The organism is Lelliottia jeotgali (genome assembly GCF_977070485.1).
Genome location: NZ_CDRVFO010000006.1, coordinates 168,001 through 189,471 on the forward strand (window position 1 = coordinate 168,001; position 21,471 = coordinate 189,471).

23 protein-coding genes are annotated in these 21,471 nt (G+C 54.9%); 9 read left to right on the forward strand and 14 right to left on the reverse strand.

Annotated elements, in window-relative coordinates; all coding sequences use genetic code 11:
- Window positions 1–121 precede the first annotated feature (121 nt).
- Both ACW4TB_RS11190 and ACW4TB_RS11195 read left to right on the forward strand, forming a co-directional pair.
- A complete protein-coding gene (locus tag ACW4TB_RS11190) occupies window positions 122–445 on the forward strand; it encodes a DUF2790 domain-containing protein (RefSeq protein ID WP_003253432.1) in 324 nt (107 codons plus the stop codon).
- A gap of 202 nt (window positions 446–647) precedes the next feature.
- Window positions 648–2,645: a heavy metal translocating P-type ATPase gene (locus tag ACW4TB_RS11195; RefSeq protein WP_041476521.1), complete on the forward strand. Its 1,998-nt coding sequence runs from the start codon at window positions 648–650 to the stop codon at window positions 2,643–2,645.
- Window positions 2,646–2,737: 92 nt separating this feature from the next.
- Here the strand turns inward: ACW4TB_RS11195 and ACW4TB_RS11200 are convergent, their stop codons facing one another.
- From ACW4TB_RS11200 to ACW4TB_RS11215, 4 genes are all read right to left on the reverse strand, one after another.
- A complete protein-coding gene (locus ACW4TB_RS11200; RefSeq protein WP_010951451.1) occupies window positions 2,738–2,962 on the reverse strand; it encodes a hypothetical protein in 225 nt (74 codons plus the stop codon).
- A 127-nt stretch (window positions 2,963–3,089) separates the two neighbouring features.
- Window positions 3,090–4,115 (reverse strand): hypothetical protein, encoded by a 1,026-nt coding sequence (locus tag ACW4TB_RS11205; protein ID WP_010951450.1) that lies wholly within the window; start codon window positions 4,113–4,115, stop codon window positions 3,090–3,092.
- Window positions 4,116–4,413: 298 nt separating this feature from the next.
- The gene (locus tag ACW4TB_RS11210) at window positions 4,414–5,721 is read right to left on the reverse strand and encodes an OprO/OprP family phosphate-selective porin (protein ID WP_009395904.1); all 1,308 of its coding nucleotides are present in this window, start codon (window positions 5,719–5,721) and stop codon (window positions 4,414–4,416) included.
- Window positions 5,722–5,931: 210 nt separating this feature from the next.
- The gene (locus tag ACW4TB_RS11215; protein WP_010951447.1) at window positions 5,932–6,900 is read right to left on the reverse strand and encodes a LysR family transcriptional regulator; all 969 of its coding nucleotides are present in this window, start codon (window positions 6,898–6,900) and stop codon (window positions 5,932–5,934) included.
- 257 nt (window positions 6,901–7,157) lie between these two features.
- On the opposite strand from ACW4TB_RS11215, the gene ACW4TB_RS11220 reads away from it, so the two are divergent.
- Genes ACW4TB_RS11220 through ACW4TB_RS11230 form a run of 3 tightly spaced genes read left to right on the forward strand, consistent with a single transcriptional unit; the run spans window position 7,158 to window position 9,974 of the window.
- The gene (locus ACW4TB_RS11220) at window positions 7,158–7,577 is read left to right on the forward strand and encodes a GtrA family protein (protein ID WP_010951446.1); all 420 of its coding nucleotides are present in this window, start codon (window positions 7,158–7,160) and stop codon (window positions 7,575–7,577) included.
- Entirely contained in the window at window positions 7,543–8,526 is a 984-nt protein-coding gene (locus ACW4TB_RS11225) for a glycosyltransferase family 2 protein (RefSeq protein ID WP_010951445.1), read from the forward strand. The genes ACW4TB_RS11220 and ACW4TB_RS11225 overlap by 35 nt, the downstream gene beginning before the upstream one ends.
- On the forward strand, window positions 8,520–9,974 hold the full coding sequence (locus ACW4TB_RS11230) for a phospholipid carrier-dependent glycosyltransferase (protein ID WP_010951444.1): 1,455 nt from the start codon (window positions 8,520–8,522) through the stop codon (window positions 9,972–9,974). The genes ACW4TB_RS11225 and ACW4TB_RS11230 overlap by 7 nt, the downstream gene beginning before the upstream one ends.
- Before the next feature lie 82 nt (window positions 9,975–10,056).
- Here ACW4TB_RS11230 and ACW4TB_RS11235 read toward each other — a convergent pair whose 3' ends face one another.
- A complete protein-coding gene (locus ACW4TB_RS11235; protein WP_010951443.1) occupies window positions 10,057–10,278 on the reverse strand; it encodes a hypothetical protein in 222 nt (73 codons plus the stop codon).
- A gap of 266 nt (window positions 10,279–10,544) precedes the next feature.
- On the opposite strand from ACW4TB_RS11235, the gene ACW4TB_RS11240 reads away from it, so the two are divergent.
- Window positions 10,545–11,132 carry a hypothetical protein gene (locus ACW4TB_RS11240; protein WP_010951442.1) on the forward strand — a complete coding sequence of 196 codons (588 nt, stop codon included), beginning with the start codon at window positions 10,545–10,547 and terminating at the stop codon, window positions 11,130–11,132.
- 57 nt (window positions 11,133–11,189) lie between these two features.
- Here the strand turns inward: ACW4TB_RS11240 and ACW4TB_RS11245 are convergent, their stop codons facing one another.
- Together ACW4TB_RS11245 and ACW4TB_RS11250 are read right to left on the reverse strand one after the other, a co-directional pair.
- Complete coding sequence (locus ACW4TB_RS11245; protein ID WP_010951441.1) at window positions 11,190–12,608, reverse strand: heavy metal sensor histidine kinase; 1,419 nt, start codon at window positions 12,606–12,608, stop codon at window positions 11,190–11,192.
- Window positions 12,605–13,279, reverse strand: a complete 675-nt coding sequence (locus ACW4TB_RS11250) for a heavy metal response regulator transcription factor (RefSeq protein ID WP_003253457.1) — start codon at window positions 13,277–13,279, stop codon at window positions 12,605–12,607. Before ACW4TB_RS11250 ends, ACW4TB_RS11245 begins: the two co-directional genes overlap by 4 nt.
- Window positions 13,280–13,968: 689 nt before the next feature.
- Here ACW4TB_RS11250 and ACW4TB_RS11255 point away from each other — a divergent pair.
- A complete protein-coding gene (locus tag ACW4TB_RS11255) occupies window positions 13,969–14,295 on the forward strand; it encodes a DUF2790 domain-containing protein (protein WP_010951440.1) in 327 nt (108 codons plus the stop codon).
- 32 nt (window positions 14,296–14,327) lie between these two features.
- On the opposite strand, the gene ACW4TB_RS11260 is transcribed toward ACW4TB_RS11255, so the two are convergent.
- The 3 genes from ACW4TB_RS11260 to ACW4TB_RS11270 all read right to left on the reverse strand — a co-directional run bounded on the left by ACW4TB_RS11260 (window position 14,328) and on the right by ACW4TB_RS11270 (window position 16,134).
- Complete coding sequence (locus ACW4TB_RS11260) at window positions 14,328–14,678, reverse strand: DUF3147 family protein (RefSeq protein ID WP_011953105.1); 351 nt, start codon at window positions 14,676–14,678, stop codon at window positions 14,328–14,330.
- Window positions 14,679–14,835: 157 nt separating this feature from the next.
- A complete protein-coding gene (locus ACW4TB_RS11265; protein WP_010951438.1) occupies window positions 14,836–15,741 on the reverse strand; it encodes a cation diffusion facilitator family transporter in 906 nt (301 codons plus the stop codon).
- A gap of 54 nt (window positions 15,742–15,795) precedes the next feature.
- Window positions 15,796–16,134: a zinc ribbon domain-containing protein gene (locus ACW4TB_RS11270; protein ID WP_079732563.1), complete on the reverse strand. Its 339-nt coding sequence runs from the start codon at window positions 16,132–16,134 to the stop codon at window positions 15,796–15,798.
- 490 nt (window positions 16,135–16,624) lie between these two features.
- Between ACW4TB_RS11270 and ACW4TB_RS11275 the strand changes: the two genes are divergently transcribed.
- Complete coding sequence (locus ACW4TB_RS11275) at window positions 16,625–18,322, forward strand: phosphoethanolamine transferase (RefSeq protein ID WP_003298414.1); 1,698 nt, start codon at window positions 16,625–16,627, stop codon at window positions 18,320–18,322.
- A 122-nt stretch (window positions 18,323–18,444) separates the two neighbouring features.
- Entirely contained in the window at window positions 18,445–18,573 is a 129-nt protein-coding gene (locus ACW4TB_RS11280) for a hypothetical protein (protein WP_003253468.1), read from the forward strand.
- A gap of 143 nt (window positions 18,574–18,716) precedes the next feature.
- On the opposite strand, the gene ACW4TB_RS11285 is transcribed toward ACW4TB_RS11280, so the two are convergent.
- The 4 genes from ACW4TB_RS11285 to ACW4TB_RS11300 all read right to left on the reverse strand — a co-directional run bounded on the left by ACW4TB_RS11285 (window position 18,717) and on the right by ACW4TB_RS11300 (window position 21,471).
- On the reverse strand, window positions 18,717–18,923 hold the full coding sequence (locus ACW4TB_RS11285) for a hypothetical protein (RefSeq protein ID WP_003298411.1): 207 nt from the start codon (window positions 18,921–18,923) through the stop codon (window positions 18,717–18,719).
- 14 nt (window positions 18,924–18,937) lie between these two features.
- Window positions 18,938–19,147, reverse strand: coding sequence for a hypothetical protein (locus ACW4TB_RS11290; RefSeq protein WP_003298409.1), 210 nt, complete (start codon window positions 19,145–19,147; stop codon window positions 18,938–18,940).
- Between the two features lie 220 nt (window positions 19,148–19,367).
- Window positions 19,368–20,291, reverse strand: coding sequence for a hypothetical protein (locus ACW4TB_RS11295; protein ID WP_010951435.1), 924 nt, complete (start codon window positions 20,289–20,291; stop codon window positions 19,368–19,370).
- Between the two features lie 310 nt (window positions 20,292–20,601).
- Window positions 20,602–21,471: a hypothetical protein gene (locus ACW4TB_RS11300; RefSeq protein ID WP_016497350.1), complete on the reverse strand. Its 870-nt coding sequence runs from the start codon at window positions 21,469–21,471 to the stop codon at window positions 20,602–20,604.

The window sequence follows — 21,471 nt, forward strand, 5'->3', positions numbered from 1 at the left end:
TTTTTTGTTTAAAGTGAAGTAGATGCACTTACCTTTCAAAATTGTAAGTTTCTCGTCATGCCGGTGATGCCTATGCATTGCTAAGGTTACGCCCGAGAAGTTTTGAAATTGAGAGGGTTTTATGAAAAAGCTAATTATCGCTGCTGCACTTGTTGTTTTCTCGGTGGCTTCGCAGGCCAACACTTTCTCCGAGAGCAAGCAGCTTCAATACACCAAGGAACACCAGACCGCAGTGGCCAAGTACGCGGAGAAAAATGGCAAGCCAATGCCAGAGATTCAGGATTACAAATATGGCATGAAGATAGACGTTGCGAAATTCGTACGTCAGTCGCAGGACCCCCGTACCTGCCAGGTCTATCCACGGTTGATGACCTTCGAGGACTCCCAGGGCACGCTCAAGACTGTTCGTTACTCGATGTATTCGCAATGCATCAACAACAAGTAGTAAACGATTTGAACAGAACAATTAGAGAATTCATAAATGCCAGGCAGTGCCTGGCATTTTTTATTACGCCCGATACCCCATAGCTTCGAAATGTTAACGCCTGGGCTCGGGCAAACCGTGCAATAGATCTTAGCCAACCAACAGAGACGGCTCCCCAACTGCAGAGGGCAATTGGAAGCCTTGACCCCAGAAGGGACGAGTTATGAAGAGTTTGCTTGAACGCCCTGATGACCAAGCCGGGCATGAAGGTCATAGCCATGAGCATGGCGGCATTTTTGGAATGAACACAGAGCTGATTTTCGCGCTGATCTGTGGTGCTCTCCTGGGTGCCGGAGCTCTCGCAGGAAAACTTGGCCTGATTGATCGTCTGCCTCTGATTCTGTACGTGTCGGCCTACGTGTTCGGTGGATGGTTCACCACTAAGGAAGCGGTTACCAACATCCGTCAGAAACGCTTCGAGATCGACTCGCTGATGCTTCTCGCCGCAGTCGGTGCCGCGAGCATCGGCGCCTGGGCGGAGGGGGCTCTGCTGCTGTTCCTGTTCAGTCTGGGGCATTCCCTTGAAAGCTACGCGATGGGGCGGGCCAAGAAAGCGATTGAGGCACTGTCCAAGCTCGCACCAGCCACCGCGATCGTACGCAGAGCAAATGGCACGGTGGAGATGCCCGTGGAGCTGCTGGTTCCCGGTGACGTTGTCATCGTGCGCCCCAATGACCGCCTGCCGGCCGATGGTTTTGTAGTCGTAGGCTCCTCAAGTATCAACCAGGCGCCAGTAACCGGTGAGAGCGTCCCCGTGGACAAGCAACCTGTTCCTGATGCCGAACTCGCACGCAGCAAGCCAGATGCAGTGGATGCAGCCTCGAAAGTCTTCGCCGGTACCATCAATGGCGAAACGCTCATCGAGGTTGAGGTAACCCGGCGCTCTACGGAGAGTACCTTGGCGCGGGTCATCAAGATGGTCAGTGAAGCCGAAGTCAGGAAGTCACCGACCCAGCGATTCACGGACCGCTTCCAACGCATATTCGTCCCGTTGGTTTTACTGCTGGTAGTCGGGCTGCTATTTGCCGGCATTTTCCTTGACGAGCCGTTCCGTGACTCGTTCTACCGGGCGATGGCCGTACTGGTTGCAGCCAGCCCCTGCGCGCTCGCGATCGCTACACCAAGCGCCATTCTCTCTGGCATCGCCAGGGCAGCCCGAGGTGGCGTGCTGATCAAGGGCGGTGCGCCACTTGAAGAGCTTGGATCATTGAATGCCATGGCATTCGACAAGACCGGTACCCTGACCGAAGGGCGCCCACGTATCACCGATGTAATACCCATAGGCGGCACGCAGATCGAGGATCTGCTAAACGTCGCCATCGCTGTGGAGTCGATGAGCGACCATCCGCTGGCTGCGGCAATTGTGCGTGACGGTGAAGAGATGATTGGCACACGGTGCCGATTCCAAGCCAAGAACATGAGCAACATGATTGGCCGCGGCGTGCGTGCTGAGCTTGATGGGCAGTTCGTCTGGATTGGCAAGGTCGAGATGTTCGGTACCAATGGTATTCCCGCACTCAGCAAGGCAGCCCTGGAGGCTGCGGAGCGTCTACGTCAGTCAGGCCGTACCACCATGGTGGTACGGCGTGCTGACAAGGATCTGGGCGCTATCGGGCTATTGGACACACCCCGGGAGGGGGCCAAAGAGGCACTCCAGAAGCTTAGAGAGATGGGCATCGAACGCATGGTCATGATTTCTGGAGACCACAACCGCGTTGCAGAGGCTGTAGCCAAACAAGTTGGCTTAGATGAAGCGTGGGGAGACCTGATGCCGGAAGACAAGGTCAAGGCCATCAAAAACCTGCGCCTTAGCGCCAAGGTGGCCATGGTGGGTGACGGCGTCAATGATGCCCCTGCCATGGCCAGTTCGAGCGTTGGTATCGCAATGGGGGCTGCTGGATCTGATGTTGCCCTGGAAACGGCTGATATCGCGCTTATGGCTGACGACATCAGGCAACTCCCATTTGCGGTGGGGCTGAGCCGTCACACGCGATCGATCATCCACCAGAATCTGTTCGTCAGCTTGGGGATTGTGGCCATCCTGGTTCCGTCCACCATCATGGGCTTGAGCATTGGTGCCGCTGTTGCGATCCATGAGGGCTCCACACTGTTGGTCGTCTTCAACGCCTTGCGCCTGTTGGCCTACCGCAGAAGCACCTGATCCCTGAGCTTCAATCATGAAGCTAAGCAGGGAAATGACCTGAAGTAGAAGTACGGGTCGTGCGCGATCAGCGCACGACCCGTACTTTTCTCTCACTCGTCGATCCCGATGCGCTTGAGGCTTTCAAGGGCCTTTCCGCACTCAGGTGAGCCATGCCGTAAGCCGCAGGCCAATGCAGCTTTGAGGCTCATGACACCGGCTACGAAACCGACTTGATTGCCGACTCCGTGTCCGTCCGCAAATCCCTGATCATACGCAATCTCGACAAGCGCATTGATCGCCGCCAGGGTGTCCTGTTTGTTTTTACTCTTTTGCATATCTACTCCGCGAGCATTCAGCTCATATCGCTCGGTTAGGTGGCGGCGCCTTCAGGTTTGGGGTGAGCGAATCCCGCTCCCATAGCCAATCCCTAACGGGGGGCTCAGCCCGCCACCGTAAGGAAAATCAGCTATTGAGAGCAGATGACTCGTTTTGGTCACCCGTGCTGCTCGCCTCACCGCATTGGCACTGAGTGGGTACATCCGGGTAGTCGCTGTGATTCTCAATGAACAGCGTTCGGCAGGTTTCGCACCCATAGATCCGGGGCAGGGATTTAAGGCCGCTCGGAAGCACGTCACTCAGAGGCTCGTTATGCCAAGGAGCCCCGTCAAGGATTCTTGAACGCAGGATGTTTCCCAGGCGCCAGGTGTCACTTTGTGCGCGCCAGGACCACATCGGCGCAGAAAGCGAATACTGGATGAAGGTCTCTTGTGACTGCCTGGATAGCGGGTACTTGGGGCGGGTCCAGCCGGAATCGATGATGCTGAACCCCATGCCCATTTCTGCGCTCGGGTGGGTCTTTTCACCAAAGAAACGGTCATGCGTCGCTGGAGCCGTCGCATGATGGTCAGTCGGTGGGAATACCCACAGATAACACTCATCCCGGTTGACCATGCTGATGAGCTCGCTTGGCCCCCGCATGGGGGAATTTGCAGCCAGGGCGAAGCGATCCTTCCACGACATTTTGGGAGGCGGCGCAATACCAGCAGCGATGGCCAACGTGGCAGTCTTGGGGACGAAGCGATCGCCTAGCTCGTTCAGATCCAGGTTCTTGCAGAGAGCCTTGAAGGCCTTTTTGCGAGTCTTCGAGCTGAAGGAGGGGTCAAGGAGCAGGCGAACCTGGTTCACGCCGATTCCCGCAGTTCGTAGCACCTCAATGACTTCTTCAGCCACACCGACTGCTTGAAGATCGGTCAATCCTAAGCACGTTTTCGCCCGCTCGACCGCCGCGTAGAGGTTGTACTGCCGTGTCTCGTTGTCACGACAGACCTGAATTGGCAGCTTGTCTTGGATGGCAACTTGCGGTGCAACGGAGCCGATGGCCGCGTGGAACAGCTGGTGGAGGTGCAGATGAGAGTACGGGCGGCCAGAAGCCGAGAACGAGGCGTGCAGCTGAGCAGCGAGAGGTTGAAGCAGCTTTTTTGCAGGCATGACTATCCCCTAATGAGCGACGTTGGGGTAGCTGCGCTTGTAGGGCCGTTAGACGCGAAGCTGGACGTCGAATCAGGTTCAATCATGAATAGGAGTCAGGTTTGATTTGCTTGCACGGCCACCATGCAAAGCCCGACGCGGCAATCACATCAGATTCGCCGAGCTTTGGCAAGAGCGGTCATCGGTAAGCGAAAGCAGGTAGGAGGAGGGCGCTCCATGCTTGATCACCTCCAGAAACAGGAAAGCCGGAAGCACGTTGAGCGCTTCCGGCTTTCTCACGTCAGACTGATGAGAGGGATCAGAAGACGTATTGCAGGCGGGTCACGATGGCATTGCCGCTGTCGTCGCCCACGGTGTTCTCGTTGTTGTCGGTGCGCACGTTGATGTAGTTGGCACTGACTTTCACCGCCTCGTTGACGTACCAGTTCACACCCACCGTGTGGCTCTTGGCCTTGCGCTCGTTCGATTGGTCCGCCGCGGTGACCAGGTTGCCGTCTTCGACCTTGATATCGTCAAAGCGGTAGAAGACTTCCCAGGCCCCCAGTTCCTTGTTCTCTGGTTTGATAGTGTCGAACTTGGCACCATCGAGCTTGTAGATACGCGGCTCGCCGGTCAGGGTGTAAGCCATCTGGGCGTAGTAACCGGAGGCCTTCATGTCGTTGTTGGCCTGGTCAGCTTTCAGCTTGCGGCGAAGGTATTCCGCTTGAACCGAGAACGGGCCGGTGGCCCAGGCACCTTCGAGACCCCAGACCGAGTCGTCCTTCCACAGGCCATCTTGTGCAGCAGCACCGCCAAACAGCATGCGGTTGCCGTTGGTGCCGGCATCGCCGCCGCCATTGGTATCTACACCGCGGACGCCCAGACGCGAACGAATCCGGGTATCGACCGCACTGTTTTTGAGGTCGCGGTAAGCGTACTGAGCACCGACGTGCAGGACGTTGCCATCACTGTGCAGCGGTGCGAACACGCCACGTACGTTGTAGCGCTTGGTGCTGTCGCCATCCGAGTTGTTATTGGTTTCGCTGAAAACGCTACCGGAAACATAAGCCATGTCAGCGATGGTGCTGGTGGCTTGAACACCCATGCCGGCGTTGTCGTTGATCCAGTCCGCCAGGTCGTACGAGAGGTTCCGCTCCATGGCGGTGGTCCACTTCGAACTGGTGGCTTTCTCAAGACCGAAGTCGGTGTAGAAACGGCCAAAGCGCAGTTGCACCGGCTTGAAACCCGTGTAGGTCAGGCTGGCTTCGTCGAAGTAGCCGTCGGAGTCGTTGCCCGTGTTGCGGGAAAGGTCGTAGTTGAGCTGATACTTCCAGTCGCGGTACAGCACGCCACCGAGCTCAAGGTAGGCGCGACGGAAGTAGCCTGCGTCAGCGGTATCGCCATTCTTGGTGAAGACACCATCGAAACGGCCGTAGTCGGCCTGAACTCGGCCGCCCAGTTTGAAACTGAATTCCTTGTCAGAAGTCGATACTTCAAGACCGCCCTTGGTCTTCAGAACGATGTCAGCTCCGTCAGTGGTTACTGTTCCGGAGAATGCTTGCGAGGAAAATGTGCCTATTATTGCGGCAGCCAACAGCTTTTCCCGCATGTTCGAAGAACGGATCATTGCTTGCCTCTCGTATGTTAAGTGCTTAGCTACCGACGTTATATTTCGCCCTGCGCCGGCCTAAATTTATCTTGCAGATGGGAGCAGGCCACGGTTGTCACCTGCTGTAACAAGATGCCTTTGTTCTAAGCACTCTGACTAGGTTGCAAGCGAATATGACAGTTGTGTTTCTGTAGTGTTAACGGAGGAGTTTCAAACCTAACAAAACTGTTACCGAACAAGCCAGTCCTTCTTATCAAAGAAGCTCTTCTTGATCAATCTTCGAATTTCCAAAACCTGCGGATTGCGGACAAGCTTCGTTTTGATAACAAGATAGACATCTTTCTCCTCCAGGTCGTCCAGGAAACCCGGCACGGGTAGGATATTTCTCTCCAGTTTTCGGCTGTAGTCGGGCAGCACTCCAATACACGCACCGCCAACGACAAGGCCTCGTGATAGGTTGTAGCTCTTGACCCGAGTGGTACCGCCCTGATGCTCAGCCATTATCGATGCCCACTTTCGTGAGCCCGCCAAGATCTCTTCATCCCAAGGGACAACGAGCATGAAGTTGTGCAAATCCAAGCTCTCCACTGGAAGGGTGACGCTTCTTGAATAGCGGCTGGAAATGAACAGGGCGTGCCCAATCCGGCCAAGCCGTTCAAACCTATACGTAGGATGGCGATCAAGCGCGCCTTTATCATCTGGGCTCACCAAAGCGATACCCACATCGACTTCACACTCAGAAAGCATCTGCGTTGTGCATTCTGAATGGATTTCCAGCTGCATTTCGGCATGATCACGCACGTAGGCGACTAGATCGCGGTTTACGATGTCGTTCAGCACTGGCTCTGTGATCGCGATGGTAAGCCTGGGGACTTCCTTTTCACCGGACTTGCCAAGGCCGTCTGGGCCGAAGAGCTGGCACAGGTAATGGCTGACCCTCTCGCCTGTGCGGGTCAGGGCAAGCTTGTTGTGTTTGTAGACAAACACGGGAGCACCAATGTGCTCTTCCAGTTTCTCCAAGCGTTTCCGCAGGCCTACCACTGGCACATTGAGCCCTCGGGCAGCCTGTTTGAAACTGGCACAACGTGCTGTTGCGAAAAACTCTACGGCCAGCTGATCATCAATTGGCAAATCATCCAATATGTCAGGGCTGTAAGGAACAACGGTGCTTGTATATGTTTCATTTTGTGTAACCATTAGGTCCCCCTTAATTCGGGGAATCTATCTCAATGCCACCCGGTGTTTCCTTATCTTGTCAACATTGTAATCCACGGGTCATGCATGCGTTATCGGAAGGCTTTTATTTCGAAAGCGTAATTTTCAGGCAATCCCTCTGATATTGTAGCGTGCTAGCCTAGTGCGCCGACTTGTTACTTACCATATATAGATTCGGCTAATTACGCATTTACATTTAGTTCACTATTTTTTCACCTTTGCCTCCATAGGCTTTGGGCATGGAAAATCAAACCCCACCTCTTACTACCTTACTGATTCGTTATCTGGGGATCGGCTTCATAGCAACGGGAGTCCATTATGCGGTGTTCCTATTGCTGGTTACGACAGAATTCGTTACTCCGTTACTGGCCAGTATCTGTGGCGGCATGGTTGGCGCAATCGCGAGCTTCATTGGAAATAGGGCGCTCTGTTTTGTGGCAGATGGCTCTCGTAAGTTTCAGCCTGTCAGGTTTGCACTGGTCGCGTTAACCACAAACTTCGGCAATGGCGTGGGTATGTGGTTCCTCATCAAGTCGAATCTGTCACCGCTCATCTCCCAAGTCGTAGTGACCTTAAGCCTCACTGCACTTGGATTCATTGCACATCGTTTTTGGACATTCAATCATGCAGACATTACATCGCTTTCCCGAGCGCCCTGATCCCTTGTTAACCATCGTGGTCCCTTGCTTCCAGGAAGAGGAAACCATCCCCGAGTTCCACCAGCGAATCACCCGCGTGGTGAAGCGCTTACCCGTCTCCTGCGAAATCCTCTATGTCGACGACGGCAGTAATGACCGGACGGCCGACATTCTTCGCCACTATCAGGATGGGTCATCTGTACGTTGCCTGTCCCTGAGTCGCAACTTCGGCAAAGAGGCTGCACTGAGCGCCGGGATAGACCATGCCCGTGGCAGTGCGCTGATCTTCATTGATGTCGACCTGCAGGATCCACCAGAGCTCATCGCGGCCATGGTGGACTACTGGCAACGCGGCTACGACGTGGTGAACATGCAGCGCAACCTGAGAATCGGTGATTCGTGGTTCAAGCGCATGAGTGCCCGGGCTTACTACTGGGTCATGCAGCGCCTGGTGGAGAAGGTGGACATGCCGGCCGATGTCAGCGATTTCCGATTGATTGGGCCTGCGCCGCTGGCAGCCCTGCGGGCCCTGGATGAACGCTCCAGGATTCTCAAAGGCATGATCGGCTGGGTAGGCTTTCGTACCATCGAACTGCCCTACAATCGCACTGTTCGCCATGCCGGGAGCACCAAATGGAATGCAGCTGGCCTGTTCAATCTGGCCATCGAGAGCATCGTCAGCTTCTCTCGCAAACCACTGCGCATTTTCAGCCTCATCAGTTTCGGTCTTTTCGTCTCCAGCATCTGCTACATGCTTGCGTCGCTTGTGGCAGGCAGTTTCGACATCCATCACCTGATCGTCGGAATGGCTTCATTCATGTGCGTCGGTGTCGCCATGGTGGGGGAGTACCTGGGCGTGACACTCGCGGAAGTGAAGCGCCGGCCTCTCTATTTCCTGAAGCACAGCAACAAGGCAGATCCCGTGTCACTCCACCCTTCGATGGCTTCGATCGAGGGTAAGAAATGCTGAACCTGAAGAACGAGAGGACGCTGTGGTGGGTCCTGGGTTCGATTTTGCTATTGCGTTTGGTGGGGCTGGGCATCTACCCGCTGATGGACACATCTGAGGCCCGTTACGCTGAAATGGCTCGCAAGATGGTCGAGTTGAATGACTGGATCACGCCCATGTTCGACTACGGGGTACCGTTCTGGGGCAAGCCTCCGTTGTCCTTCTGGACCCAGGCCGCGAGCATGACGGTCTTCGGCGTTAACGAGTTCGCTGCGCGCTTCCCAGCGTGGCTACTCCACCTGGCAAGCTGTTTCATCATCATCAAACTCGGCACGCAGCAGATTTCTCGTAACGCCGGCATCTGGGCTGCCATTATTTTTTCCAGCACCACACTTGGCCTGGTCTCCAGCGGTGTTGTGCTGACTGACCCTGTTTTGTCGTTCTCGATTCTGCTGGCCAGCTACGGTTTCTGGCGTTGGATGAAGTGCGCCAGCAAGGCGGATGCCTACCTGATGTTCGCAGGTCTCGGGCTGGGCTTGCTTGCCAAAGGGCCGCTGACCCTGGTGCTTATGGGGGCGCCGGCATTCGCCTGGTTCGTTATCTACAAGGAATGGGGACGGGTACTGAGGCTTCCCTGGATTAGCGGCCTTGTACTCATGTTCGGTATATCCGTGCCATGGTATGTCGCGGCCGAGATGAAAACGCCCGGCTTCATGGAGTACTTCTTCGTTGGTGAGCACTGGAGCCGCTACGTCGTCAGTAACTGGGCAGGGGACCTCTATGGTAGTGCTCATGCCAAGCCGTACGGCAGCATCTGGATCCAGCTCGGATTGTCGCTACTGCCATGGGCCTTGTTTCTACCACTGTTGATCCGCAAGCGTGGATCGATGCAGCGCTTCAAAGCCTACCTCTGGCTGTGGGCCTTGGCGACACCGGTCTTCTTCACATTTGCAGGCAACATTCTGTGGACCTACCTGCTACCCGCGCTGCCAGCGTGGGCATTGCTGCTGTCTGCACGGGTCAGCGAAGTTGGCCCGAAGACCACCTGGGCTGCCGCTGCGAGCGCATTGGTGTTGCCAATCATCGGTGCGGGCATCATCTACGCCGGGGTACTAGAGGAGCGCCCTCAGAATCAGCGGGATGTGGTTCAAGCCTGGCTCAATGTGCAGTCTGCTCATTCCGCTCCCCTGATCTATCCTGGCCGCCGCTCATACTCGTCGGAGTTTTACAGCAGCGGGAAGTCCGAGAACATCAAGGATCCTGCCAAGTGGCCGCGGGATGGCTCGTTCTATCTGTCCAGGCGCTTGCGAGACAGCAAGGATGGTCTGCCCGCTGATCTAGCTTGCACATCGATCACCGAAGCGAACGCCAGCCAGCTCCTGCTGTGCCATTGGAAACGCCCCGCACAAGGTGCCGAGGGTCTGGCCGGAGAAAGCAATGCGGAAACGCCTCGCAAGAACGAAGGCTAAATTCCAAGCACAAAAAAGCCAGGTTTTACCCTGGCTTTTTTGTCGATTTCTTTCGTCATTTGAAGTCCTATTTAACCGCCGATTAATTGTCGGCTTGTTCCTTACCATCCTTGCTTTCTTTCTTTTGCTCTTGAGCGACTTGTTGTTTGTTCTGGTCCGAAGAGTCATCGCTCCATAGGCGAGCCTGTTCGGTTCGGAAGTTCTCGTTGAACTGTTTCGTTCGCTCGAAGCCGCCTTCAGCGTAAGCGGTACCCATGAGACCCAGCAGCAGGCTGCCAATAGCGATAGATTTGACAAATTTCATTGTGAACCTCGGTTCATACTAGGCCAACCTGATTAGCGGCCTTTGTTGGTTTGTAGTTTAGGAACGCGAAGCTAACGACAAGGTGAGTCAATAATTACAATTCCGTAATTTTGGCTGCAGATAGGATGCGTTAAATCTTCAAATCTGGAAGGATCATGTCTATCTCGGCACTGTCGAGGGCGACTTCGAATTTTCTCTTAAATTACAATTTTGATATCTAGCGCGTTAATTCAGCGCGGCGTTGTTGGCCGCCCTAGGAGATAGCCATGAATGACATAGAGCCCTGGGCAGTTGCTATCGGTGACTTTCGCCGCTGCACTGAAAAACTCACTGTCCAGCTCGATGAGCTGACCTCGCAGACGCGCACCTCCAGCGCTGTTCTGGAGAGGTCGAACGAACTGGTGGAGCAGGTGGACGCTGTCGGCCGGCAGATTCAGGAGGAGGTGCGAAAGGCGGAGAAGGCTTGGTCGAACGCGGAGGAGGTTGCCTTGCGCGCCGCTGCATCAGCGTATTCAGCTGCATGCCGCGGAGTCGACACCGCCATCCAGCCACTGATCTCGGAGCTTACAGCAGCGACAAAGGCGGCGGACGCCTCTATCCAGGAGCTCAAGCGGGCACCGGTGCTGGCCAAGCGTTATGTGATGGTGGTCGCCACGGCGTTCTTCATTCTGGCGCTGATCTGTGTCTACTCGACCATGCGCCTGATCGATGCCGCCGGCAGCGTAAGTGCTCAAGAGAAAGTGAATGCTCAGTACTTCTCACACCTGTGGAAAAACGCCAATCCTGACGAACAGAAGATTATTAAGTCGGTGATTCTGCGGTCGCCCATGGACCCTGTGGTCCTTCGGCACTGATGCATTGAGGCAAACAAAAGGCCCGTCGATTGACGGGCCTAATCGTGTCTGCGCAATTTAAGCGGCGGTCATTGCCGGCTGCATTTGCTGGGCTTCCGGAAAGTGAAGGTGGAACCAGGTGAAGTTTTCTTCGGTCACCTCCACGCTCGCCGATCCCTGGTGCAGACTCATGATCGACTGCACAATGGCCAAGCCAAGACCGGTACCGCCTTCGCTCCGTGCTCGGCTCTTGTCCACACGGTAGAACCGCTCAAACAAGTGCGCGTGGTGTTCCTTGGCAATACCACGGCCGGGGTTGCCGACACTCAACGTCGTACCGCTCGCACTATGCTGCACCTTAACGTAGACCGTGCGGCCGCGAGGGCAGTAACGGATCGCGTTCGAGACCAGATTCGAGACGGCACGTTGAACCATCAGGCGATTCCCGCGCACCACGTCATCACTGCCGGAGATCTGCAGCTGAATCTCGCCTTCTTCTGCTGAAATGCTGAAGAGATCGCACACTCGCTGAACCTCGTCGACCAAGGAGACGGATTCGAACTCCACCATTGATGCTGGATGACTGACCTGGGCCAAGAACAGCATGTCGGAAACCATGCGGCTCATGCGGTCCAGCTCTTCTGTGCACGACTCCAGAACCTCCCGGTACTCGGAAAGCGATCGTTCTCTGGTCAAGGCAACCTGGGCCTTGCCCATCAGGTTGGAAAGCGGTGCTCGAAGTTCGTGAGCAAGGTCGTCAGAAAACTGCGAGAGCTGCTGAACCCCATCATCCAGGCGAGCCAGCATGATGTTGATGCCGTCGGCGAGCATTTTGAGTTCTGCCGGCATCCCATCAGTTGGAAGGCGATGGTCGAGGCTCTCGGTTGAGATTTTCGAGGCGATCTTGAGGAACTTGGTCAGTGGTAGCAGGCCTCTGCGCACAGTCCACCAGCCAATGGCCAAGATCAGTGCGAGGATGACGGGGGACATCATCAAGGCCCAGGTCAGCAACGCATCGAGCAGCGCCTCACTGGATGACTGGTCCATGGTCATATAGACGCTGACCTCTGTTCCATCGCCCAAACGCATGATTCGAGAAGCACTCAGCAGAGGACGGTCCTGCGTATCACGCCATTCGTGCTCTTTGGGCTGGGCCGCCGGCTGAAACTTGTGCACCTCCAGATTGACCTGTTTCGAGCCAATCGAGAGCAGGGGAGTCTGATTCTGTGAGGTATCGAATATGCTCACATACAGGTTGTTGTGGCCCATGACCAAATCGACAAGCTGATGCGCATCCGCGTTGACGCCGGAGATGTCCGGGATGGTGGACAGGTTGTGAGCCATCCCCGCCATCTTTACTTCCAGGTCTGCTCTGGCATTTCTTTCCAGAGCCTTGCCTACCATCAGATAGCCAAAGGTGGCGAACAGAAGCAGCAACGCTGCGCTCATCAACCCAACTTTTAACCCCAGCTTTGCAGCCAGGCTGAATGGCCTCATGCGCGTTCCTCAAAAACGTACCCAACGCCACGAAGCGTGTGAATGAGCTTGGTTTCAAACGGGTCATCGATCTTCGAGCGCAAGCGCCGGATGGCTACATCGATGACATTGGTGTCGCAATCGAAATTCATATCCCAGACCAACGAGATGATCTGAGAGCGAGTCAGCGCTTCGCCCGTTCGGCTCATGAGCAGGTGCAGAAGCGCAAATTCCTTGGTGGTGAGATCGATGCGTGTGCCACCGCGGAAGACGCGATGGCGGACGGAGTCGAGTTCCAGATCGGCAATTTTCAGCGAGCTCTTCTCGACTAACTCATCACCACGGCGTTGCAGCGAACGGATGCGAGCAAGCAGCTCAGGGAATTCGAATGGCTTCACAAGGTAGTCATCCGCGCCGCCGTCCAAGCCCTTGAGCTTGTCATTGATGCGTCCGCGGGCGGTCAGCATGATGATGCGGACCCGGCTGGTCTTACGGATGGTTTCCAGCAGGTCCCAGCCGTCGATACCCGGGAGGTTCACGTCCAGGAGGACCAACGAATAGACATTAGTGTTGAACAAGTGCAGAGCATCTACACCGTTGTGCACGATATCTACGACATACCCGCTTTCGGATAGGCCCTGCTGAAGATATTCGGCAGTTTTAATTTCGTCTTCCACAACTAGAACGCGCATAACTTATCTCAAGGTGTGAGGAAGGAGTTGGCCTAATCCGCCAAGATTATGGTTGCAGGCTGTTCGAAAGTTTGGCTGAGGGTATGGCATGTGGTAGTCGCTACCTCTGTCCATACGCCGGGTCACCTGAGGACGCTTGAATCTTAACGCGAAGAAGCTGGCCGCGGCGAAATCCTACAAATTTGTAATGTAGCCGCAAGATTTCTGACAGTCATGCAGGCTCCACCCCTAAGCATAGCGGATTCTGGGGCCTGCGGCGGTGTATGACAGATTCGCCTGGCAGGTGGAATCGGCCAGGACAGGCAGCATTTCGGTCGTTAGCTTGCAAGGACTGGTACTGGCCTTGGATCGAGGGCGCCACGCAGGCAGACCCCATGCACGGCCGCAAACCGCAGCGCCTTTCTGCAAATTAGTTCACGTGGCGGCTCGATATTCTCTCGAATAATTATCTTACAATCTATTACATGTCCAAATTGTAATTGCACGATCATCTTGGTGTTAGCCTCCTTTGCTAGTTTAAGGGCAGCGGAAGAGGCATCGCTGCTTTGGAAATTGTCTCATTTCAAAGCAGCTTGGCAAGAGCACCGAGCAGTTGTTCGCGCCAGTGCATTCACCTGTAAACCATACGCTCCTTTGGTAGGTGAATTTTAGCGCCCCCCTACGGGCGCTTTTTTATTAAGGGACTTCTTATGAACACTACTGTATCAGCGATCGCCGTGTTTATGCTCTTTACATCACTAACAGCCAATGCCCAAAGCGGTATGGAGATCAATAAACACATCGAGCGTACTGCTAGAGAGGCTACAGCGGATTATGCTCAACGCGTAAAAAAGCCCATGCCTCAACTAGAAGACTACGCCTATGGCATGGACCTGGACGTTGGTAAGTTGGTGTATGTATCACCCAATGTGCGGTACTGCGGTAATGTAAGAAGCATGATGACCTACGAAGACTCGAAAGGCGAACTGCACATGGTTCGCTACCTGGTGAAGGGCGAGTGTGTTAATAGCCGTTAAGACTCATCAAGATGATCCCTGCGGCCACCGGATCATAGAAGCTCAATGCCGAACCGGCGCAGCAGTATGGCGAAGCCTCCGAAGCTGGCCATTGTGATGAGGATGCTGCTGATCAGTGTCGGCCAAAAGCCGAGCTTAGGTAGCAGCAATGGAAAAGCAATAAACATCGGCAGGGTCGGAAGCACGTACCAGAACGTGTACCAAGCATGGTTGGAGATCTTCTCCATGCTCTGGTTCTCTAAATAGAGCCAGACCAACGTCACGACCGTGACCAAGGGTAGGGCGGCGACCAAGCCGCCCAGCTTGTCGCTGCGTTTCGCCAGCTCTGACACGAGAATCACTATACCGGCAGTGAGTAGGTACTTCGTGATGATCCAGGCCATCGCTGAGCCTTCTGGAGGTTGTTGACGAGGGCAGGCGAAGCCATTCACCAACCCCCTTGAAGCGCTCCTGCCGTTTACGGCATCCCTCACCGCATTTTTTTTGCAACATCACCCTCAGCCAGGAGGGTGATGTGTTTGCATGGTGTTTACCGATCGGTCAGTGCGAGGGTGAGGGAACGCTCTCGTGGAAAGCTGCCCGCTCGATCTGGATGGTGCAGTGATGGATTTCGAATGCATCGCTGACAGCATCCACGACGGCCGCCAACACAGCATCCCCATCTGCAGAATCCCGAACCACTACGTGCGACGTCATCACGTTACTGCCACTGCTGACAGCCCACACGTGCAAGTCATGAACGTCCGTCACGCCATCTACTCCGAGGATGGTGGCCTCGATTGCCGTAACGTCGAGCCCCCTCGGGACACCCTCCATGAGGATCCCCAGGCTTTCGCGAAGCAACTGCCACGTCCGCGGCAGAACCCAAAGGCCGATCGCCACAGCGACAATCGTGTCGACCCAGGTCCAGCCGGTGAAGCGGATGATAAGTGCCGCGATGATTACGCCAAGCGAGCCGAGCATGTCGCTCCAAACTTCGAGGTAGGCTCCTTTGACGTTGAGGCTTTCGTTGCTCGCAGATGCCAGAAGGCGCATCGAAATTAGGTTGATGATCAGGCCGGCGATTGCGATCCACATCATCGCTCCGGTAGCGATCTCCGCCGGCATGAAGAAGCGCTGGTAGGCCTCATACAAGATGTACATCGCCACCAGGAAGAGCAGCACGGCGTTGAACGTCGAAGCCAGAATTTCCAGGCGCGCATAGCCGAAGGTTCTTTTCTGATCCGCCGGCCGCTTGGCTATCTGAAGTGCAATCAGTGAGATCGCCAAGGCGGCAGTATCTGTGAACATGTGAGATGCGTCCGACAGCAGCGCCAGGCTGCCGGTAATCCACGCACCGATCACTTCTGCAATCATGAAGCTGCCAGTCAAGCCGAGCGCCATGATTAGCTTCTTCTGATGCCCCTCGCGTACTGCAGCGCTGCCATGGTCATGATTTGAACCCACGTATTTCTCCTTGCGCAGGGTTGTGGTCTCGTTGGCCTTCCTGTCTACCTAGCCTTAGAGCGTCGCTTGGCCACACTGACTGCAAAATCTTGCTCCTGCACTCAGCAGCGAGCCGCAGGCGGTGCAACCACTCGATAGCGGTGTTCCGCAGTTTAGACAAAAGCGTGCTGACGGATCGTTGGCCGTCCGGCACTGCCTGCAGCCCTGCAGATCTTTGATGGGGGCAGGAGTGGGAGGGCGCCCGCCGTCATACACCTGATTACCGCCGTCGCAGCCCTGCTGCCGGCCATGGCGATCATATTGCTCGGCCCCATGTCCCCCGCTGTGGTGCTTGCCTCCACCGTGGTTTCCACGGCCATGGTGCCCGCCCAGGATGTTTTTGAAAAAGCTCATGGTATTCGCCCCTCATTGATGGGTGACATATTAACGAGCAAAAGTTGAAAATTATGTTCTGCTCGCGAGAAAGACTTGTAAGTTGAATTGAAAGTTCAAAATTAGCCTACGACAAAACGAAACCGTTTTGTTTGTGAAATTAAATTTATCTAGCTGAGCGGAGCATTGCTTTTGGTGGGTAGTATTCCCCTAATTTTGATCATAGCGTGATCAATGACAATCAAAACAGCAGTAATTGGATTTCTGTCAGCATTGTAATCCCGAGGTCATCGTGTCGTTATCAGGTCCCGGAAATAATGCGCTCAGCGAGATTCATTTCTCTTTTTATCCCTATGCCTCACACATACTAAGCGTCCCCAACGCCTAGGGGCCTAAGGCCTCTGACGCTCCGCACATTGCGCAATCGCTCAGCATCTGTCGACGGTTTGCCTTGTAGCTCCCGCTAACTCCATAGCTACCGCCATGGATAAGCAGCTTCCAGAGTTTGATAATGACACCTTCCAAATCCATTGTTCACACCCTGTTAAGCAAATGGATCTTTGCTATTCGCAATGCGCGGCAGAAAGGCATCAGTACTAATTTGCTAATCGGCCTGGTGACTTTTTGGTTACTGCTATTCGCGAACGCTGAGCTCTGGAACGTGCTCTGGAAGCTGGTATTCAAAACCGATGAAGTGAACTGGCAGCTAGCGGCTAGCCTCCCAGTCATAGTATTCGCATGGGTGTTTACCGTTCTGAGCTTGCTGTCATGGGGGCGGCTGGCCAAACCCATACTGTGCCTGGTACTGATCAGCGCGTCTTTTGCGAGTTACTTCATGAATGCCTACGGCATCGTGATCGATTACACAATGTTCACCAACGTTGTGGAGACCGACGTCGCTGAGGCAACCGAGCTGCTGAATTGGAAGCTCGGTCTTTGGGTCGCAATGGTTGGGGTGTTGCCCGTCTACCTGATTGCCCGGGTTCCCCTCCGGCGCAAGCCTTGGGCCAAAGCTTTGGTCAGCAGGTTCATTGCTCTGTCGCTCGCTCTGTTGACCTTATCTGGCATCGCGTTGAGTCAGTACCAGTCGTATGCCTCCTTGCTGCGCAACAATCGGGAGATCCGGCTGATTCTGGTACCTACCAACTTGTTTGCGGCTGGCCATGGGTACCTGAAGCGTCAGCTGGCCTCACCTAAAACGCTGACGGCCATTGGTACTGATGCGGTAGTTAATCGACAGGGTGCGGCTCGTAAACCCAGGCTGCTGGTACTGGCAGTAGGAGAGACCGCTCGCTCCGCCAACTTCTCCCTCAACGGCTACTCCCGTGAAACGAATCCGGAACTAGAAAAGCGAAATGTCATTAGCTTCACGAACGTGAGCTCCTGCGGTACCGCTACCGCGGTCTCGCTGCCATGCATGTTCCTGGACGTGGGTAAGGCCCAGTACAAAGATGGCTTGGCCAAGAGCCGAGAAGGGCTGCTCGACGTGCTTCAACGCGCTGGCATCAGTGTCATGTGGACTGACAACAACTCGGGGTGCAAAGGGGTCTGCGACAGGGTTCCCAACCACAAGGCTGCCTCTCACGCGGATTCCCAACTGTGCACCAGCGAGGAGTGTAAGGACGGGGTGCTGCTCACGGAGATGCAAGACTTCATCAAGCGCCAGGAAGGCGATGCTGTCCTGGTGCTCCACTACAAAGGCAGTCACGGCCCGGCCTACTACAAGCGCTACCCCTCGCAATTCAAGAAATTCGCACCGGTGTGCGAGACCAACGAGCTCGACAAATGTAAGCAGGAGGAGGTGGTCAATGCCTACGACAACTCAATCCTCTACACCGATTATGTGACTGCAAATCTCATCGATATCCTGGCGGCCAACACCAAGTTCGACACTGCGCTGATGTACGTTTCGGACCACGGCGAATCGCTGGGGGAGGGTGGGCTCTATCTACACGGGCTGCCTTACGCGATGGCTCCTGACGAGCAAACAAAGGTGCCGTTGGTACTTTGGATGTCTGACTCGCTCGCGAAGAGCGAAAAGGTCAACGTGGGTTGTTTGAAAGCTCAAACCACGTCACCGCTGAGCCACGACAACCTGTTCCACACCGTGCTCGGCATGATGAACGTCCAGACGTCTTCGTATCGCTCAGCGCTGGATTTCACTGCCCCTTGTAAGCCCTTTGTCGGAGGCTCTTATTCTGGCCTCTGAATGTTCGATGTGGACCGGATCATCGGCCAGGCGGTTCTGCACCAGCCTGCTTTGACAGCTGAGAGAAGCTGGACTAATTACATAGCTGCATTCAACAACCCAAGCGGAAAAGGAAGTTTTGCATGAGCATCAAGCCAGGCCCAAAGCGCACCAATGAAGATGGCACTCCGGACAAAAGGCAGCGAGTCACCCCTGAAAAGCAGAAGGACCATCCGGACCTGAAACCCCACAAGCACAAAAAGGGGGAGTAAGAAAAAAGCAGCTCTCGGGAGCTGCTTTTTTTTTGGGGCTGTGTGCAAACCCTCCCGACCGTCTCGCTGATCAATCGGACCGCGTCGTGAGTCTTCCGCTTGGCTTGATGGATTCTGAAGCTACCTCCGGATCGGTTATCCCTTCAGTGCGGACGACGAGACTGATATCCCAGAGCGTTGAGCTGATACTCGCTGACAGCCCGAAATTGTGATTCTGCGATTTGACGCAGGCGCTCAACCTCTTCGGCAGATGAGCCAGAAGCCTGCGCCTCGTGGTATTGCTTCATCGCATCCACTGCGTCGGTATACATGGGGTGGTCGGGGAGAAGAGCTGGCATCTTTTTCGTCATGTAGCGGCAGGTCCTCACTGGATAGTCGACGGTGGTTTACCTGCTTTGAGGAGCTGAAAATCAATGACCGCCTGATAGAGCGAATCTGCCAATGGGTGAAGACGCTGTACCTCAAGGTCTGGCAATCCAGCAGCCTCCGCTTCGTGGGCCTGTCGGATAGCTTCAAGCGCTTGCCTCATCAGTGGCTCACCAGCCTCGACCATTCCAATGAATGTGCGCTTCACAACATTTTGCTCCATTCAGCTGAAGATGAATTATAGGACACCGCGGCGTGGCAAGGCCCCGAGCAGCATAGGTGTTCGACGCCCGACTGAACGAATCAATGAGGAGCGCGCTGGCCTGGGGAGTGGCCAGGGCGCGTGTCGTAGCTACGTTGTAAACCACTTTTTTTCACTGTAAACCACTGTGGTTACAGTGAAAAAAAGTGGTTTACAACAGGCCTCCTCAGGCCTGAGTCAGCTCCAGCAGATCGCCCAGTTCCTCCCGGGCCATCTTCACTCTATCCATTCTGCGATAAGGATGATCAACCGGCATCCGGATAAGGGATTCGAACCAAGCCGAATCGAATTTGATGACTTCCTTGTGAATGTGCTCAAGCTCACCTCCGCGAGGCTGTGACACTACAAACTCCATGCTTTCAACCAAGCCGGACGCTTCACTGTCTTTGACGATTCGATGGCGGATGAAACTCATTTTGAGATCAAAATATGCCGCCTTCGAACCAGGCACCTTCTTCGATTCCAGCCGACCAGTGCTGCTGATTTCCGCCCCTGGCACCTCAGCGGCAATAGCTTTCACCAGCTCAGCATTTCCAATGACCTTCTGGCCAAACAGGCGGGTGGCGTCCGACATGTAAGCAAAGATCCATGGCACATTGCGAAGCGTCGCGCCGGTATAGAGGTAGCCACGCTCTCCCTTGTAACGCTGCAGCATGCCTCTCAACGCGTTCTCGGAAAGGACCAGTTGGGTCTCTTTCTCCAGGATGTAAACCACGCGATCGAACTGTTCGATCAATAGCTTGAGAATCTTCCGTGGGACGCCGTCAAACCTGGTTTTTCGTTCTGTTTTCTTGTGCTGGCGAGGCTGGAAGTACGGGCAATCGTTACGGGCCTCACTATCAAATGGAGCGATGCCGCGAATGCTCTTAGTAGCATGTTTCCCGAATGGGTTCTTCACGTTAGGCGGTAGCTCATACAGCCCAACCAGCTGGACAGGGTTGTCGCATGCCGGGCATACAGCAAACTGAGCTAGCTTGCCGGCACTTCCAGGCTGGTACCATGGATCTCTGCGGAAGGTCTCGGCCTCGAAACCTTCCTTGTCGATGATCTTGCTTTCTGTGTCTTCGATGCGGACCTTATAGACATCCATCTTTGCTGAAACCGTATCAATAGAGGGTCTCTGGATGGTAACGAGCGAGGATAGGCAGCAGTAGGCCTAACTGACCCTTTTGGTGGTCACCCACTGGTTTGAGGCCCGCCCAAAGCATGCCTGATCGACCTGGGCGGGCCCTAGAAACAACTAACCCCCTGGTGCGCAGTACAGGTCTGGGACCTGCCCGAGGCGTGGGGGCTATTCTTGGAGCGACAGTGACACCGGCTCCGGAGAAAATCAATTGGTTTGTAGAGCAGCCGGTCAGCTAAGGTCAAACCCAGATCCTAAAGGGGAGGCCGATAGCAGCTCAGTCAGCATCATCGGCACCTTCTTCATCTTCATCGGTATCCCCAACACTGAGCCAGTCGTGAAGGTTGTACCGCACGAAGTCTTCCGCATCGAGCATGGTAAAGTCTTGGAGCACCGTGACGTCTGCTCCACCGAAGTACAGCCCATCGTTGAGATTTCTGGCCACCCCGAGCAATTCATTCAGCTGGTCGTGCAGCTCATTTGCGCGCCTGGCGTGCTCTCGTTTGGTCAAAAACCGGAACACCACCTCGTAGGGCTCAGCCGGGTCGCGAATCTCGCCCTTGGGGTTGAAGGAAACCCAAGCACTAGCGAAAAATTGGTTGTTCTGATGGAGGAAATCGTCGACAAGCACGGCGATGCCCTTCATGCCGTCGTCACCTTGGTCTGCCTTCAGGCGGTTGACCAACTCGTCCGGCATCGCAATACGGTTGTAATGGTGGGACATCCAGTATGAGAAATACTGACCGTTTTCTTCGCTCAGCGTGATTACCGGATTTCGGTGGAGCGTCGGAAGCACGGCTCTCTTGGTCCACACACGCTTGTGAATCTTGAGCTCCAAAACCTGCTTTTCCGCGTGCTGCAGGTGCAGCGTACGTGGATTGAGGGCGTGCAGCTGCTTATCAAAGGCCTTTTTCTTTACCTTAACGGCAATCCACTCTATCCACGGCGCATCACAAAGGTTGCGTGCATGCACCGTGCAGGAATGGGAGGCCAACATCCAATAAGCTGGAGCCACCCCCTCGAATTGGCCTTTCAGGACCTCCTCGGATATGTGTTCAATCAAGGCGTCACCTGAGACGGTATCTCCTTGCAGCCAACCAGCAGCGCTAATGGCACTTACGATCTCTTGCTCAGGTGTATCAGCCAT